This is a genomic window from Facklamia lactis, assembly GCF_015863205.1.
GTDB classification, from domain to species: domain Bacteria; phylum Bacillota; class Bacilli; order Lactobacillales; family Aerococcaceae; genus Facklamia; species Facklamia lactis.
This window is the reverse complement of record NZ_JACBXQ010000007.1, coordinates 1-15708: the sequence shown is the minus strand read 5'-3', so window position 1 is coordinate 15708 and position 15708 is coordinate 1. Positions and strand designations below refer to the sequence as shown.

The 15708-nt window shown below is 39.1% G+C and carries 18 protein-coding genes; 3 read left to right on the top strand and 15 right to left on the bottom strand.

Features of this window, described 5'->3' with window-relative positions:
- Position 1 precedes the first annotated feature (1 nt).
- The 8 genes from HZY91_RS10385 to pdxR form a co-directional block, all read right to left on the bottom strand.
- Positions 2-1621 carry a PucR family transcriptional regulator gene (locus HZY91_RS10385; protein WP_197116202.1) on the bottom strand — a complete coding sequence of 540 codons (1620 nt, stop codon included), beginning with the start codon at positions 1619-1621 and terminating at the stop codon, positions 2-4.
- 90 nt (positions 1622-1711) lie between these two features.
- On the bottom strand, positions 1712-2380 hold the full coding sequence (locus HZY91_RS10380; RefSeq protein ID WP_197116201.1) for a hypothetical protein: 669 nt from the start codon (positions 2378-2380) through the stop codon (positions 1712-1714).
- A gap of 26 nt (positions 2381-2406) precedes the next feature.
- On the bottom strand, positions 2407-3120 hold the full coding sequence (locus HZY91_RS10375) for a DUF5058 family protein (protein WP_197116200.1): 714 nt from the start codon (positions 3118-3120) through the stop codon (positions 2407-2409).
- 28 nt (positions 3121-3148) lie between these two features.
- A complete protein-coding gene (locus tag HZY91_RS10370) occupies positions 3149-4294 on the bottom strand; it encodes a M20 family metallopeptidase (RefSeq protein ID WP_197116199.1) in 1146 nt (381 codons plus the stop codon).
- Between the two features lie 501 nt (positions 4295-4795).
- Entirely contained in the window at positions 4796-5128 is a 333-nt protein-coding gene (locus tag HZY91_RS10365) for a type II toxin-antitoxin system PemK/MazF family toxin (RefSeq protein ID WP_197116198.1), read from the bottom strand.
- Positions 5122-5367, bottom strand: coding sequence for an AbrB/MazE/SpoVT family DNA-binding domain-containing protein (locus tag HZY91_RS10360; RefSeq protein WP_197116254.1), 246 nt, complete (start codon positions 5365-5367; stop codon positions 5122-5124). Before HZY91_RS10360 ends, HZY91_RS10365 begins: the two co-directional genes overlap by 7 nt.
- Before the next feature lie 142 nt (positions 5368-5509).
- Positions 5510-6442, bottom strand: a complete 933-nt coding sequence (locus HZY91_RS10355) for a DUF4767 domain-containing protein (RefSeq protein WP_197116197.1) — start codon at positions 6440-6442, stop codon at positions 5510-5512.
- 137 nt (positions 6443-6579) lie between these two features.
- Entirely contained in the window at positions 6580-7971 is a 1392-nt protein-coding gene (gene pdxR, locus HZY91_RS10350; protein WP_197116196.1) for a MocR-like pyridoxine biosynthesis transcription factor PdxR, read from the bottom strand.
- A gap of 97 nt (positions 7972-8068) precedes the next feature.
- Between pdxR and pdxS the strand changes: the two genes are divergently transcribed.
- Positions 8069-8929 (top strand): pyridoxal 5'-phosphate synthase lyase subunit PdxS, encoded by an 861-nt coding sequence (pdxS, locus tag HZY91_RS10345; RefSeq protein WP_235991422.1) that lies wholly within the window; start codon positions 8069-8071, stop codon positions 8927-8929.
- Positions 8930-8998: 69 nt separating this feature from the next.
- Here the strand turns inward: pdxS and HZY91_RS10340 are convergent, their stop codons facing one another.
- The 7 genes from HZY91_RS10340 to HZY91_RS10310 form a co-directional block, all read right to left on the bottom strand.
- Positions 8999-9283 (bottom strand): PTS sugar transporter subunit IIB, encoded by a 285-nt coding sequence (locus tag HZY91_RS10340; RefSeq protein WP_197116194.1) that lies wholly within the window; start codon positions 9281-9283, stop codon positions 8999-9001.
- A 9-nt stretch (positions 9284-9292) separates the two neighbouring features.
- A complete protein-coding gene (locus HZY91_RS10335) occupies positions 9293-10630 on the bottom strand; it encodes a PTS galactitol transporter subunit IIC (RefSeq protein ID WP_218957715.1) in 1338 nt (445 codons plus the stop codon).
- Positions 10631-10641: 11 nt separating this feature from the next.
- Entirely contained in the window at positions 10642-11106 is a 465-nt protein-coding gene (locus HZY91_RS10330) for a PTS sugar transporter subunit IIA (protein WP_197116192.1), read from the bottom strand.
- Positions 11107-11127: 21 nt separating this feature from the next.
- Entirely contained in the window at positions 11128-11970 is an 843-nt protein-coding gene (locus HZY91_RS10325; protein ID WP_197116191.1) for a PRD domain-containing protein, read from the bottom strand.
- A 139-nt stretch (positions 11971-12109) separates the two neighbouring features.
- The gene (locus tag HZY91_RS10320; RefSeq protein ID WP_197116190.1) at positions 12110-12631 is read right to left on the bottom strand and encodes a YjbQ family protein; all 522 of its coding nucleotides are present in this window, start codon (positions 12629-12631) and stop codon (positions 12110-12112) included.
- Positions 12631-13332 (bottom strand): triose-phosphate isomerase, encoded by a 702-nt coding sequence (locus HZY91_RS10315; protein WP_197116189.1) that lies wholly within the window; start codon positions 13330-13332, stop codon positions 12631-12633. Before HZY91_RS10315 ends, HZY91_RS10320 begins: the two co-directional genes overlap by 1 nt.
- 9 nt (positions 13333-13341) lie before the next feature.
- Complete coding sequence (locus HZY91_RS10310) at positions 13342-14181, bottom strand: class II fructose-bisphosphate aldolase (RefSeq protein WP_197116188.1); 840 nt, start codon at positions 14179-14181, stop codon at positions 13342-13344.
- A 146-nt stretch (positions 14182-14327) separates the two neighbouring features.
- Here HZY91_RS10310 and HZY91_RS10305 point away from each other — a divergent pair, with 146 nt between their 5' ends.
- Positions 14328-15257, top strand: coding sequence for a sugar-binding transcriptional regulator (locus tag HZY91_RS10305; RefSeq protein ID WP_197116187.1), 930 nt, complete (start codon positions 14328-14330; stop codon positions 15255-15257).
- A gap of 216 nt (positions 15258-15473) precedes the next feature.
- The coding region (locus tag HZY91_RS10300) for a transposase (protein WP_197116186.1) at positions 15474-15708 on the top strand (235 nt) is incomplete at its 3' end.

The following is a 15708-nucleotide window of genomic DNA, read 5'->3' as shown; positions in this document are numbered from 1 at the left end:
TTTAATTCATAATACGAAGTAAAATTTCAATTTTTAAACGCTCATCAGGATCTTCTAAATTTAAATTTAATTTCTGTGTCACTGTATCAATTCGTTTACGAATCGTATTAATATGCAAAAATGTTTCTTTAGCAGTCTGACTATAATTGAGATTGTTCTTTAAATATATCCTTAAAATATGCAACAACTCTTGGCACTCTTTTTCATTAAAATTCATTTCTAATTTTCTACGCATTTTATATAATTCTTCTTTATTAATACTCATCCAAGCAAAAGGACCTAGTTGTGAATATGAAACCACTAATTCATTGGGGAATAACACTTTTCCCATTTGAATCGCTTGTACACATCGCTCATAATTTCTTTGTAACTCAATAATATTAATCGCTTCATCTGAACAGCCAATTCGGATATCATATCGGTTCATTAATTTCACATAATTTTCTACTAATAAGTGAGTAACGGTATCTAATAACCTTTTATTATCCAAACCCGTCTCTCGATTTTCTTTGGGAACTAGAGCTAAAATACTTTTAGAATCTATGACTGAAATACGAATATCATTAATTCTTAGGATTGCAGGCCCCATTAATTTTCTAACTAACAAACGATCTTCTTTAAAATTATCGCTTTCTCCATTAACATTGACCAAAAAACCGTAAAAGTGTTCCTCTTTACTTAACGTGATATTTGAAATTGCTTCATCAATCTGTTGATCACTCAACCGATTATTAATTAAATTATAAACCAGTTGTTCAAACTTATAATTTTCGGTTAATGATAAAAAAGATAATTGTTCAAACATCTGTGCTAGCAGAATAAATCCAATGCGCATGGCAAACTGATCAAAATAATCAATTAAATTTTCCTTTTCTATTACTACAAAGTATGCTTTCACTTCGTTCCCTATTACGACCGGTACCGTAATCCACGAGAAAGGACGATCAAATCGATCATCTTTATAACGGTATCGCGTCATCTTTAACGTTTGACAAAGTACCTCTTTAGAAGTTTCAAATGAAGGATTCCAAAAATCATCAAGCTTCAAATGTTTGGAATACTTGATAAATTTATCTGAACTAAAGTAGGATAATCCTGCTTCCACATCATACAGCATAGCGGGGAAATCTAACTCCTGCTCCATATTAGTAAGGATTTTATGGACTTTCCTCTTTTGAAACGAATATTCTAAGAGGTTGTTTGGATTGATATTGGTAATGATAAATTGTTGAATATTTTTATTCATCACTAAAATATTTAGATCATTAATAATGGTCATCCAGGTAATTTCTTCTGGCAAAACAATTAAAGGTACCTTAATTTTATTGAAATGATCAATCGTATTTTTTGAAACTTCTTTAAAGAATCTTAATTTTATTCCCATACACGACACAGACTTAAAAGCATCACTATTGATTAGCTTTTCAAAATAATCTGGATGTTCTGTAAATATATAGCCAGAAGTCAATATAAATTCTTTCCCATTATTCCACAGATGTGCATCAGGTGAATCACTAACCGAAATCCCTTGAACTTGATTATCAAGTCCCTCTCTACCAGCAATTACTTTAAAATTCTTAAAAGGTTTATGTGCTAGTATTTGTCTCACTGTAACTCCCATAATAAATACCTCTCTATAAAACTCGTTTTTCTCTTTCTGAGTATCATACTATACTTCGATAAAAGAGACTCTAATATAGAGACTAAAATGTTATTTGTTAGTAAGTAAAGCAAAGGCAATTGAGGCAAAAACAGCCACAATAAGTATCACAAAAACCGGTAAATATTGCGCTAAGCCAAATATCATGATGGCCACTATAGTCAAGGAAAAGGTTCCTATTTTTAAGCTTTTTAGCCAATACATCCCAAACATCGCACCAAAGATTGCGGGCGAAACATAGGTAAAGGCCTCAATTACGATCGGAGGAAAGCTATTCATAAGAGCAGCTCCTCCAAATGCCGCAATCGTTACGACCGCTAAATTAGTGATAATAGAGCCTGCAATTCCTAAAGTCGAAACTAATTCTGCTTTCTTAGTTCCTGGTACCGTTCCAACCACCTCTTGTGCAATTGAAGAACAAGGGACACGCATGTTTCCAATATTCCCAGATAGAAAGGACATATAGGTTCCAGGTGTTCCTAAAATAGGAAAATAAGAAATCGGTTCAACAACAGCATAGATTAAATAAATAGAGGCTATCAAAACCCAACCTTTGAATATATTTCCCACACCTGGGAAGGCACCCCATACAAAATAAATAGTAATAGCAGGGATAAAACATAGAAAAAATGCTGCTAAGTTAGTAATGCGTCCTAGTTTAATAATCGGACGAGTAAATTCCTCTTCATACTTCTTTTGTAAATCTACCTGATTTTCCATAATTTCTCTCCTTCATTTCTCATTTCCTATTTAAACAATACGGCGGAGAACATCCCTATTAGCATCGCAATCCCTAGATTATACTCTGTTAACTTCGGAAATTGTTTCGCCAATCTTTCTAAAATCATCATCGCCACTAAAGCTGAAAGAGCTGCTATAATGGCTGATTTATTTTCTGCACCTATGCCTTTTTTGATTTCATTGAGAAATAAATAAGCAAATGATCCACAAATAGCACCCGCAGAAATTAAACCTAATGTTTTTGAATTTCCTCTTGCTACTTTGTCAGTAGCAACTTGTAATTTATCGGTAAATAATCCCGTAAACAGCAACCAAGCTCCTCCATTAAGTGCCATGACCCAAGCTGCATTGGAAAAATGAACAATATTATATCCTTCCCCACCCAAAGTAACATCCATTGCGGTAGCTGCTTGTGTCGCTGCAGCGAGTTCTGTTGGTGCTGCGCCTATAATGGCCAATCTCTGCCACGATATAGGCCCTCCAATAGCGGCCATTAAGCCTAGCATGACAACAAAAACTCCTAAAGCGGGTCCAACCGCTGAAGTTACTCCGACTCTAAACGCTTTATTGGCCTCTTCTTTAGAAAGATCTACTAAATGACCTGCTTTTCTTGCTTTTTTCGAAAAAACATACGCCTGATACAGAGAAACTAATAAAACGGGAGAAACTGCCAACCACATAATCCAACTATTGGCAATCGTTAAATATTCTTGTTTCATAACGAACCTCCTTTTTATTCAAAAAATATTATTTAAAATAATGTTCTGTTATATATGCGACAATCGAGATCATGTCATAAAATTTATCAATTTCTACAAATTCATTCGGCTGATGAGCCATTTCTGCAATCCCAGGTCCAATAATGATAATCGGGAAATTCTTTTCTGCTTGTGTAAAAATAGAAGCATCTGTATAGTAGGCAGGATTATTAATTTCACCTTCATAATCAGTCGTTGCTTTAACTGCCTCTACCACTAAGTGAACAAAAGGATCATCGCTTGATGTTTTCATCGCAGGTAAATCATTAATAAATTTAATTTCAAAATTAAATGTTTCATCATCTTCAGCTAATCTATTTAACACATCATGAAATTCTTGTTTAATCTTTTCATGTTCTTGGGATGCAATCGTCCGAATATCATACCTCACCACACATTTATCTGGAACGACGTTTGTACCATTACCACCTTGTAATATATTTAAAGATGACGTCGAATGTCCAACTGCTTCATCTTGTTCTTTTGTAAAATCAAAATGGCTGTCAATTACTTCTACTGCTTTAATGGCTTGTTTGATAGCATTAACACCCTTATGAGGCATTGATCCATGGGCAGTTTGACCATAAAAAGTAATCTCTGGCCATAAAGCTCCTTTATGTGCAATCCCCACTGATAAACTGGTCGGCTCTGCAATGATCATTGCATCTATATCATCAATTTCTCCCAGTTCAAGTAATTGTTGGGCCCCAATACTAGAGGTTTCCTCGCCCATGGTGATGGCAAATTTTATGACTCCTTTGAAATCCGTATCCTTACTTAAGAATCGAAATACTCCCGCTATTAAGGCAATTAATCCCCCTTTCATATCACAGGTTCCTCGCCCAAATAACTTCCCATCTATTTCGGTCGCGCTAAATGGATCGGTCTCCCACGATACTTCTCCAACTGGAACCACATCCAAATGACCCGAGTACGTAAGAACGGGACCACTTTCTTTTCCTTCTATCGTTGCAATGAGTCCACTTCTTCCTTCTGCATATTCAATCTGCTTAGTTCTAAAACCTTGTTTTTTAAAAACTTGTTCAAGAAGATTCGCTAATTGTTTTTCATTGCCTAAAGTGGTATCGATATTGACTGATTGTACTAATAAGTCTAAAGCCTCTTTATTTTCCATAAAATCCCCTCCTTTTTTGCTGTCAAAAGAAAAATATTTCCTCCACCTTAGTAAGAAAGCGCTTTACATAGTTGGAGTATAAAACATTGTAAAGCGTTTACATATGAATTAATTTCTGTTTTTTTATTACTAAAATGAAAATTTTTTCACTTTTTAATTTTATTTAATAATTTCAATAAGAGTAGAAGTGAATTTCTGTATACAATTAAAATTTATTTCACTTGAAGAAATAAATATTTTTTCAAACAAAATAGCTCATTCAGCAATAAATCATGGCAAATTAATCGTAATGTAGCTCCCTAAATATGATTGAAAACCAAATAATTTATCGCAATAGTATTTAAATATAATTATTAATTAATTGTAAAAAAAAAAAAGATGACTCTCTTTTTTAACCTTGCGTATTCAATTTCTTCATACTGTTACACCTACAAACTAAAAAAGCCCCTCTATCCAAAACTGGATAGAGGGGATACTTTATTTGGCCACTCTTATTAAGCTTTAGCCTTTTTCAAACAAGACTTTTACACGAATCAATAAGTCATCTAACAATTTTTCAGGAATATCTTCAATATAACGATAATCTCTAGCATTAAAATCAATCGTTACTAACTGATCCAACAGCACTTTTCCAGACGTTTGGGTCGCTTTTAAAGGGACATAGAAGGGATAATCTCTACAAGTCGAACTGATAGGGGCAAAAATAGCAATATTAGAATATTTCGTCACGACACTATGACTCAAACAAATGTAAGGTCGATATCCTTTTGGTTCATGCCCTTGTTTAGGATCAAGTTTTATTTTAATAATAGAACCTTGCTGGATCCTTACCATTCTTCATTCCCTATACTCTCAAAAATTACAGGCGTGACTTCCACCGGTTCTCCATGATAATCTTTAAACAATTCTTGCACTGTCATGTCTGGACTTAAGGAAGATTTTTTTAAAATGATTTTATTTCCCGAAACTTCACAATCTAATCGATCATTTATTTTGATATTTAGTTGTTGTGCTAGCTGCTTGGGAAGTCGAATAGCAGAGCTATTCCCCCACTTATTCACTTTCATCTGCATCATAAAAACCTCCTTAAGTTTAAACTCATATACCAAAGATGTATCACTATGTATATACTTCCATCTTTTAAACAAGGATAAAAATTTTAACAGGCAAAACCACTCATCTAATCCCCTTCAAGCGCAAATGATCAAGGCCAGGTTAATATTGGCTGGTCCCATCTTGATAGTACCATTGACCAAAGAGATCACGTAAGTCTGGATTCTGAGTTAACTGAAAATTAATCGGTTGACTTGTATCTGTTTGTTGGCTGACCCAAACTTGTGGAGTCCCATCATAGGTCCCCATGAGATATGTGATCGGCTCAAAACGTCCATCTGTATTCTGACCAGCTGTCGAATAAACCGCATGCAACTGGTAGTTTTCTGAAGCTAAGGGGTTGATCGTCTCGCCATTATAGGTCATGTAGCCCATTAATTCATTGAAATTCAACCCACCATGATCCAGATCAATCTTATTCGGTGGGTAAATTCGGTAGTAGCTTTGTCCCATCGTTTCCTGCCAGGCTACCACCTTCTCATCTAAATCATAAATATCTAATCCGCCCTGATCTGGAGCTGGTTGCGGTTGACTCTCCTCATTCACTTGTGTCATCATCTGATAGTTTTGACGTTGCGATTCTCCATAAATCGGAATCATCAATTGTAACTGTCCTTCAAACATAGGTATATGTGTTAAATAAATCATTCCCTCATAGAAGGGTTCGACCTCCGTCATAAAATCAATCTGAACATGCGCCATATACTGACTCGTATCTGGCAATACCGAAACTGGTGCATTCATTGTTTTTTGATATTGAATAGGAAAAGTTACATCTTGACTCGGGTCTTCTAAATCCCACATCATTCGAAGCATCGGCTGAGCTCCATGAAGACCTTCTAACCGAATTCGCTCTGGGACATTCTCAATCGCTGACATTCTGGCATTTTCACTAAAAAATTCAAAGTCCATCTGACCATCTGCATCTTGGTTAATCAAATCCATGGCATTACTAATCGCATGGGCGGTAGGTGTCTGTAGAAATACAAGCATCACAATCAAAGCGGTCACACATGGTCCAAACTTCTTCAACAATAACATCGCCTCCCAGTTTATTTGTTGGAATTCATTCCTAGCTATAGGATACCACAGCTGGACAGCTAGCCAAATTGTTATGCCGGTTTAATTAACCGCTTGCAATCCTATCCTGCCCTCTATTCTCCTTCTATAGACTAGGGCTTAACTTTCACTGCCTCAAGCAAGCAAAACCACTCACTTAGGCCCCTTTCTAGTTGGTCGAGTGGCACTCCACCCAAGCCAATCATAAAATGGTCTTGGTAGTTCTTCCCTGAGTGGTAGCGGGCCAGACTATGGATCATAAAGCGCTGGGCTTCCGCAAGTGACTCAATTCTGTCAAAATCCCAGAGGGTTCGATCCAGTCGGATCACCAGATATAAGCCAGCATCACTGTTGATCACTTCTACACCTTCCTGAGTCCGGAGCAAGTCTAGGATCACTTTTTGCTTCTTGCGATAATAAGTGTTCATCCGACTGATATGCTTATCTAAGTAACCTTCCTGCATGAAACGAGCGAGGGTCAGCTGACTGAAGATGGAAGGCGTCAATTTAATTCTTTCTCGTTCGTGATAGAGATCGAGTAGACGATCCGGTAAGACTAAATAAGAGATTTTCATAAATTTACCGAGTATTTTAGAGAAGGATCCCGACAAGATGACTTGGTCGGTCTGATCCATACTTTTCAATGCTACAATGGGATGACCGCTGTACTTATAAACACTATCGTAGTCATCCTCAATGATAAAACGAGTGGGATCTTCTTGTGCCCACTTCAATAGACGTTGCCGTCTTCGAATTCCCATCATAATGCCACTAGGAAATTGATGGTTCGGTGTCACGAGGGCAATATTGGCCGGACTCCTTTCCAGGTCTTTGACAGAGAATCCATACTGGTCAATGGGAATCCTTTGAATGGAGTGCTTGTCATAGAGAATCTTCATCTGGCTAAAGGGATAACCCGGATCTTCAATGCCATAAATGGGATGGTCCCATAATTGATCTAACACAATCAAGTTATTCTCAAAGCCCCGCGTAATGACGATATTTTGAGCCGAAGTCGTCACCCCACGAAACTTATACAAATAAAGGGCGATTTCATTCTTGAGCGCCCTTTCACCACCATTGGCTGGAGCAGAAATGGACTGGCTTTGCAGCATGCCCTCATGAGCACATTGAGCCAAACTGGTTCGAGCTAACTTCGTCAAATCAACTTGAGTCGGACTGAAATCATACAACCAGCCTTTTTCCTCATCGTTTGGCTCCTTCAATAAATCCGGTAAGGTCTCTTGTGCTTGGGGCATTAAATTCAATTGAATTTTATCCACAAAAAAGCCCTGGCGCTCTTTGGCCACAATATATCCTTCATCCATCAATTGCTGATAGGCATGCTTGACTGTATTGATGCTGACACCTAAATGATCGGCAAAAGTTCGATAAGAAGGAAGCTGACTTTCAGCCGGAAAGAAGCCTTGAACAATCGCATCTCTCATCTTCTCATAGACTTGAACATATAATTTCTGTCCCGGTTCAAAATGAATCGATAACATCCCACACCTCTGTATCTATAATTTATTCATTAACTGTATCTTTTAATAGATACAATTATAACATACAATAAGGACAATATTTCAGAGGAGGATGTATATGACAAAATTAAGCCGTGAACAAGTGCATGCCCAGCTCAAGGGGGGCGTGATTATGGATGTGACGAATGCGGAGCAGGCTCGAATCGCAGAAGATGCCGGTGCCGTCGCCGTCATGGCCTTAGAACGAGTACCCGCTGATATCCGCCAAGCCGGTGGCGTGAGCCGCATGAGTGATCCTAAGATGATCCAAGAAATTATCGAAGCAGTCAAGATTCCCGTGATGGCGAAGGTTCGCATCGGGCATTTCGTTGAAGCCCAAATTCTAGAAGCCCTCGAAGTGGATTACATTGATGAATCAGAAGTCCTTTCACCCGCTGATGCCCTTCACCATATTAAGAAAGATAGCTTCCAGGTGCCTTTCGTCTGTGGCTGTCGCAATCTGGGCGAAGCCTTACGTCGGATTAGCGAAGGAGCGTCCATGATTCGAACCAAGGGAGAAGCCGGTACTGGTGATATTATTCAAGCGGTGACCCACCTGCGCACCCTTCACCGTGAAATAGCTGAAGTGGCAGGATTGAAAGAAGAAGAGCTTTACCATAAAGCCAAAGAACTCCAAGTACCGTTTGACTTAATCGAATACGTTCACCAAAACCAAAAATTACCCGTCTTGAACTTCTCTGCCGGAGGAGTCGCTACCCCTGCCGATGCTGCACTCATGTGCCAACTAGGAGCCGAAGGCGTCTTTGTCGGATCCGGTATCTTCAAGAGTGGCGACCCAAGCAAACGAGCTCAAGCCATTGTCAAAGCCGTCGCTCACTACAATGACCCGAAAGTTCTAGCGGAAGTCTCCTACAACCTCGGTGAAGCCATGGTCGGCATGAACGAAAGTGAAATCGAAGAACTCCTATCATTGAGATAACACAGTCCAACTTATAAAAACCCCTATAAAAAAGAGCAGCCACTAAAAAGTGACTGCTCTTATACTTTCTTATTGATCTAACTTTGCTTTTAAAGCCTCAAAAACTGCATCAGCGCCTACGCCCGTTAATAAAGGCACTCCATTGATGACCTTATCTTTGACCTTATCCGAGACAGCGGTGGTAGTTAAGACCGCATCATAATCATCCAGATGATTGACTTCTGAAGCAACTTTCGATTGGGTAATCTTAACTTCCTTACCCAAGCCGTTCTCCTTCAACCAGGCTTCCACTTTCTTAGTGACAACCGTCGATGTTGCAATCCCTGAACCACACATAATTAATAATTTTTTCATTTAATCTTCCTACCCTTCTACTACTTTATTTTTTAATTTAACTTTGTTGACATAATACAAGCCGGCCAAGATGATCAGGAACAAGGCGCCCACAATCAACCATGGCATATTCTTTGAAGCGAAGACGAATAACCAGGTTGGCCAGAGTCCTCCTTCAATCATGGCAGTAATACTATTATTACCACCCATATCAAAATTAGCAGCTTGAGCGGCTGAGGTTACCACCGGTGCCACCCAAGAGGTAATATATAGGATACTAGCCATATAGAAAGTTCCTGAAATAACCGTCCGAATGATATTTCCACGGAAGACCGGTGCCATTAAACAAACTGCATAAGGAATCGTTGCTAAATCCCCAAATGGAATCGTCTTATTTCCTGGTAATATAAAGGCTAATAAAATCGTAATCGGAACCAGCAATAAGGAACTGGATAAGACAGCGGGGTGTCCAACCGCCAAGGCCGAGTCCATCCCAATGTTAAGATCACGACCAGGGAAACGAGTATTTACAAATTCATTCGCCGCTTCAGAAATCGGTGTTAAACCTTCCATCAATAAGGCCACCATTCTTGGTAATAAGACCATCACAGCCGCTAAGGTGATCCCCAGATTTAAAATACCTTTAAGATCGTAACCAGCCAGAACCCCGATCATAATACCAATCAACAGCCCCATCACCGTAGTTTCACCAAAAATACCAAATTTGTCTTGAATGGTATCTGGATCAGCCTCAATTTTATTAAAACCTGGAATACGGTCGAACAACCAATTCATTGGCAAAGCAATCAAGAAACCAGGAGCAGAAGTCCCATGCGGGAAGGTAATATTCGGAAAACCATAGAAATCATTAATAATCGGTGCAATGATATCAGCCAATAAATACATTAAACAGAGATAGGTTACCATCCCAAACAAACTTAACACAAAGTTATTAGTCACAGCATATAAGAGTGACGCCACAAAGGCTGCATGCCAGAAGTTCCATAAATCCACCATCAAGGTTTGCGTCATTCCCAAAAATAGCAACAGTAAGTTGACCCCAATTCCGACCGGAATCGCCAAACTTCCTAATAAAGTACCATAAGAAATGGCGGAAGCAGCAGGCCATCCCACATCAATCGTGTTGAGCTCTAAACCGAAACGCTCTACCATCTGTTGAGCAGCAGGTCCTAGGTTATTACCTAAAAGTCCCGTTACTAAATTCAAACCAATAAAGCCAATCCCAACCATGATCCCCGCTAAGAATGCTTTACGAGGGGGTGTGCGCAAGGCCAATCCAAAGATGAAGATAATAATTGGCAACACAATGGAGGGGCCTAAATCAATAAATCCTTGTATATATTCCATCACTTTTCCTCCTAAATCACTTGATTTTCTGCTAATAATGATAAAATCTTTTGTCTGTTTTCTTCAGTATCTGATAGTGCCATGATCCTTTCAATCACGTCCTCATCTTGGAAGAATTCCATCAACTTTTGTAACATTTCCAAATGGGCATGTGCTTCATTCAAGGCCAACATACACACCATCGAAACCGGCATTTCTTGATTATCTCCCATTTGTTTAAACATTACGGGCTCTTCTAAGGTCACAATCGCCATCGTAGCTTGATTAACATGTTCAATATCTGTATGAGGAATGGCAATGCCATGATTCCCAATTCTTAAACCAGTAGAGAATTCCTCTTCCCGATTCAAGATCGCTTGGTTAAAACTCTCTTTCACCACTCCTAAGTCCTGCAAGGTCTGAGCCATATAGGTCAGTATGGCCTCATTAGAGTCAAACCCTTTCATTTTTAATCCCAGTACTTTTGCTTGAGTCATTTATCGATCTCCTTTCTATCCTTATTCTTCCAATTCATCTAAGAGCCTCTGCACATGAAGAATTAAGTACAATTGCTCAGACTTCTCAACCGTTAATTGATACTGGTCTGATAATAACTGCATAAATTCTTCCACAATCCCCTTGGCTCGCGAGAATTTAGCCGAGATATAATCAAATAGCTCCTCTAACTCAGAAGCTTTACTCTCATTATTGTTGAGCTTCCGCATCAGAAAATACCTTAAGTGAACAATAAATCGAGAATAAAAAATATTATTGGCATCAAATTCGTGCATTAAATGCCGATTGAGAATGTTTAAAATATCATTGATAATATTGCCTAATTCTAACATTGTTTCCATATTATCAATCTTCTGTAAACCATTAAGGAAGTGCATGATGAAAAACGTTACTTCAAGATCATCAATTTGGATATCATGCTCTGATTCTAAATAGTCAATAGCGAAGATAGCAGCCTGATATTCCTTAGGAAAAATATGCTTAAATTCATGCTGCAAAGAAATATTGGCTGTTTTGAATTGTTTGGTCCTTTCAATGGCATGATGCAAGTGGCTAGCAAAGGTAATAGTGGTAAAGGGGGCAAAATGATCATTAAGCTGATCCTCCACCTTATCTAACAAATCTTCCGTAATCAGAAGGATATCTTCTGGCACCTCTTTGATTGAATCAACAATTAATTTTTGTTGCGAGGTATATTCGAATTGATAAATCTTAGAGATTTTACTGGTATCAACCTCATCCCCAACCTTCTTACCAAAGCCAATTCCCTTCCCAGTCAGAACCACTTCTTTCCCTTGATCCAAGACAATAACAGCATTCTGATTCAGTGACTGAACGACTTTCATTTTTACCCCCTTTCACAAAAAATAGGCATAATGAGCCCCCATAGTATAGGAGCTTCATTATGCCTAATTGAATAGTTACACTTGAATACGTTTTCCTAATTATATTATAATTTCTGCTGCCTCATTTGTCAAAGTAAATTTACTCACCCAAGATCATAACTTTAAACTTGCGCTGGCGTTCCCGTGTGGTATCAAAATCGGCGAAATAAATATACCCCGTATTCCCAACACCCAACTGATGATTCTCCACATCGAGCGTAACACTCGATCCAATAATAGTCGCCTTAAGATGGCCGTCCCCATTCCATAAAGCACGGCGGTCACCACCAGGTAAATAGCTGTCCACATCCGGCCAAGATTCGACCTCTTGGTAATGAGCTTCACCGGGATACTTATAAATAGAAGCATCCGTATGATCAGGAATGATTTTCCCTAAGACATGGTTGAGATCTTCTTGCAAGAATTCATCGCCCTCTTCATTGAAATCATGAGAGAACTCTTCATAGAAGACCGAACAAGTGGTATGAGCAGTCGTCACAAAGAGAACACCCGTTTGAATGTTACTTTCAGATATCGCTTCTTTGACCTGGTCTAAGATATTAAGATAGGTAGTTTTGCCTGCTTCCGTTTCCACCGTGAATTGTTTCTTAAATAATTGCATTAGGCTTCCTCCTTTGCATGATACGCTTCATAAGCAGCATTGACCATCTCGACTAACATTGCCTTCGGATTGTCCGCTTTCACAATACCAGAAGTACAACCTGTTCCTTCGGCGCCAAGTGAAATCGTTCGGTAAACATCTTCCGCTTTACTAATCCCCGCCGCCTGCATCACCAAGACTTGATCATCAATCGACTTGATGGCTTGGTTGGTTGATTCAATATAAGCCTCATCACTGGTTTGACCGGTTCCAATCAGTTCCGTCGGTTCGCAGAGAATGATATCAGGACCCAAATGAGCCAAAAGTTGAGCTTCCTCCAAGGAATCAGCGCAGACAATACTGATTAGATCTAGTTCTTTACAGCGATTAATCGCACTCACTAATTCAGCAAATGGCATGGGATGTTCGGCATGATTCAAGAAGGTCGCTCCTACCCCAATGTTCTGTAAAGATTCGCCAAATATATGCCCCATTCCTCTTCCCGGCTTGAGTCCATCCATATGCTGGGCACTAACGATAATATGTTCGGTCTGATCCCGAATCGTCTGCAAATCAGTAAAAGGTGCCGTCACCATCAGGGTCATCTCTTTCTCGGCAGCTAATTGATCTGCCACTTGGGCCAATTCAAGCAAGGCTTCACCATATAAATAAGACTTAGGATTAAAAATAAAAAATGGCAATTTAATCGTTTCTTTCGTCATGTTATCCTCCTATTTAAGATATGCCTCCGTATTAAAGACATCGTAATACGTATTCAAGACCTCTGACATGGCATGGTTGGCTAGCCCTTTTAGGGCAATATAATCGCTAAGTTCTGCCTGATTGATCGCCTCCATCGCCGCTTTAATAAAGTCGGAATAGATGTTAATTTTCGAAATACCGGATTTCGCACAACGGTTCAAGTTAGCATGCCCAGTTGAAGAACCGCCATGTAAGACGAGAGGAATGGTCACCAATTGATGGATCTCTTCCAGACGCTCAAAGTTCAATTTTGGAGTGCCCTTGTAGATTCCATGCGCTGTTCCAATCGATATGGCAAGAGAATCCACATTCGTCTGATCAACAAATTCAATCACATCTTCGACCTCGGTATAAATCGAGGCTGTCATTTGATCCGATTCAGACGTATCATTCGCCCCCACGTGACCTAATTCTGCTTCAACAGTCACACCTTTAGAATGGGCATAAGCCACCACTTCACGGGTTATCTCAATATTCTCTTCAAAAGCTTTCTGCGACGCATCAATCATCACCGAAGTAAAGCCTAGATCAATCGCTTGTTGGATCGTTTGGAAATCCTCCCCGTGATCCAGATGGAGTACCACTGGAACTTGAACCGATTCAGCCATTAATCTCCCAATCGCAGCCGCCTCTTCAAGAGACAAAATATGCTGATGAGATTGGGCAAAAGGTAAAATCAGGGGTAACTGACGCCGTTCTGCGACACTGACAAAAGTTCGCGCTGAATCAAGATCAATAAAGTTGGTAGCCGGAATGGCAAAGTGATTCTCTTTTGCGCTTGTTAGTAAATCTTTGGAATTGACTAGCATCATCCTTCTCCTTTACAATTGAAAACGACAGTAAATTTTGTTAAGTCCATTATAATAAAGAAACCATTCCCCCACAATGGAACTTCGCAAAGACTAACCAAATTTACGAAAGCTATCACCCATTTACAAATGAAAGGTTGAAGACCATGATTGATGATATTGACTTAATCGTCTCCGTTGCCATTGATTATTATCAGAACAACATTAGCCAAACCGACATCGCTAAGAAAATTCATGCCTCCCGTCCCACTGTCTCTAACCTGCTGAAACGAGCTAAAGAATTAGGCATTGTCAAAATCTATATCCACCACCCCCAATATGAGAAACATAAACAACAATCCATCATCAAGGAGAAATACCAACTCGATACCGTGATTATCACCAGTGATGGGGGTGACCCTAACCATCATAAAGAACTGGTAGGAAAAGCCTGCGCCAATTATCTGAAGAACCACCTCCCCAACCTAAAACAAATCGGTATTGGTTGGGGAACCACCCTCTATGAGTTCGTGGAAGCCATGCCTCCCCTCAAACATCCCGCTATTGAGATTGTGTCACTGATGGGCGGCTTTGGAATTGAGAATGTCAAATTTCATTCTAACCACCTAACTTATAAGTTAGCTGAAAGACTCCAAGGGACCCCGATCTTCTTCAATGCTCCGGCCATTGCCGAATCGCTTGAAATTAAGCATATATTCAAACAGAGCCAACTTTTCTCTGACATGATGGCTAAAACCGATCAATTAGACGCCATTATCTTGGGCGTAGGCAATCCGACCGAATCCTCCACCTACCGCAAATTGGGCTTTATCGATGAAGATAATGCCAAAGACTTGGAGAGAAAAGGAGCAATCGTGGATATCCTAGCTAATTTCTATAATCAAGCCATGGAAGAAGTCCCTTCAGACATCTCTGACCGAATGATTGGCCTTCCCCTCGACCACATCAAAAAAGCCAAGAAACGGATCATCTTAGCTTCCGGCGAAGAAAAAATCCCCGCCCTCCGCACTCTGTTAACCTCAGACTTCGTCACCGTTTTAATTATTGATGAAGCTATAGCAAACGGATTATGTTAATTACCACAAATTAAAAGAGCAGCCACTGATGGGCTGCTCTTTGGGATTTTATAAGGGGGTTGTGAAGTTTTAAACATATTACTTATTTATCATTATAAATTAACTGATCTAATTAAACTACACTATGTATTATTTTTAATATGAATCGTCTACACTTAATTGGACAAGTCTCCTGAGAGAATGTATTGTTAAATTAAGAAAGTAGGCGATTTATTTATGGCTAGAACAAGCAGAACCTTTACTCCAGAATTTAAACTTCAAATGGTCCGTTTGTTTGAAAACGGAAAATCTAAATCTGATATTATTGGAGAATACGATCTAACCCCTTCGGCCTTAGATAAATGGATTAAGAATCATCAAAATAGTGGTTCATTTAATGTTGTTGATAATCTAACTGATGAGGAAAAAGAACTCAGAAAATTGCGTAAAGAAAATCAACAATTAAAGATGG

Coding starts and splice junctions, on each gene's coding strand:
- pdxS (WP_235991422.1), top strand. CDS start 8,069: ATGACAAAATTAAGCCGTGAACAAGTGCATGCCCAGCTCAAGGGGGGC.
- HZY91_RS10365 (WP_197116198.1), bottom strand. CDS start 5,128: ATGGTAAGGATCCAGCAAGGTTCTATTATTAAAATAAAACTTGATCCT.
- HZY91_RS10340 (WP_197116194.1), bottom strand. CDS start 9,283: ATGAAAAAATTATTAATTATGTGTGGTTCAGGGATTGCAACATCGACG.
- HZY91_RS10335 (WP_218957715.1), bottom strand. CDS start 10,630: ATGGAATATATACAAGGATTTATTGATTTAGGCCCCTCCATTGTGTTG.
- HZY91_RS10360 (WP_197116254.1), bottom strand. CDS start 5,367: ATGCAGATGAAAGTGAATAAGTGGGGGAATAGCTCTGCTATTCGACTT.
- HZY91_RS10385 (WP_197116202.1), bottom strand. CDS start 1,621: ATGGGAGTTACAGTGAGACAAATACTAGCACATAAACCTTTTAAGAAT.
- HZY91_RS10325 (WP_197116191.1), bottom strand. CDS start 11,970: ATGAAAGTCGTTCAGTCACTGAATCAGAATGCTGTTATTGTCTTGGAT.
- HZY91_RS10330 (WP_197116192.1), bottom strand. CDS start 11,106: ATGACTCAAGCAAAAGTACTGGGATTAAAAATGAAAGGGTTTGACTCT.
- pdxR (WP_197116196.1), bottom strand. CDS start 7,971: ATGTTATCGATTCATTTTGAACCGGGACAGAAATTATATGTTCAAGTC.
- HZY91_RS10320 (WP_197116190.1), bottom strand. CDS start 12,631: ATGCAATTATTTAAGAAACAATTCACGGTGGAAACGGAAGCAGGCAAA.
- HZY91_RS10305 (WP_197116187.1), top strand. CDS start 14,328: ATGATTGATGATATTGACTTAATCGTCTCCGTTGCCATTGATTATTAT.
- HZY91_RS10310 (WP_197116188.1), bottom strand. CDS start 14,181: ATGCTAGTCAATTCCAAAGATTTACTAACAAGCGCAAAAGAGAATCAC.
- HZY91_RS10375 (WP_197116200.1), bottom strand. CDS start 3,120: ATGAAACAAGAATATTTAACGATTGCCAATAGTTGGATTATGTGGTTG.
- HZY91_RS10315 (WP_197116189.1), bottom strand. CDS start 13,332: ATGACGAAAGAAACGATTAAATTGCCATTTTTTATTTTTAATCCTAAG.
- HZY91_RS10370 (WP_197116199.1), bottom strand. CDS start 4,294: ATGGAAAATAAAGAGGCTTTAGACTTATTAGTACAATCAGTCAATATC.
- HZY91_RS10380 (WP_197116201.1), bottom strand. CDS start 2,380: ATGGAAAATCAGGTAGATTTACAAAAGAAGTATGAAGAGGAATTTACT.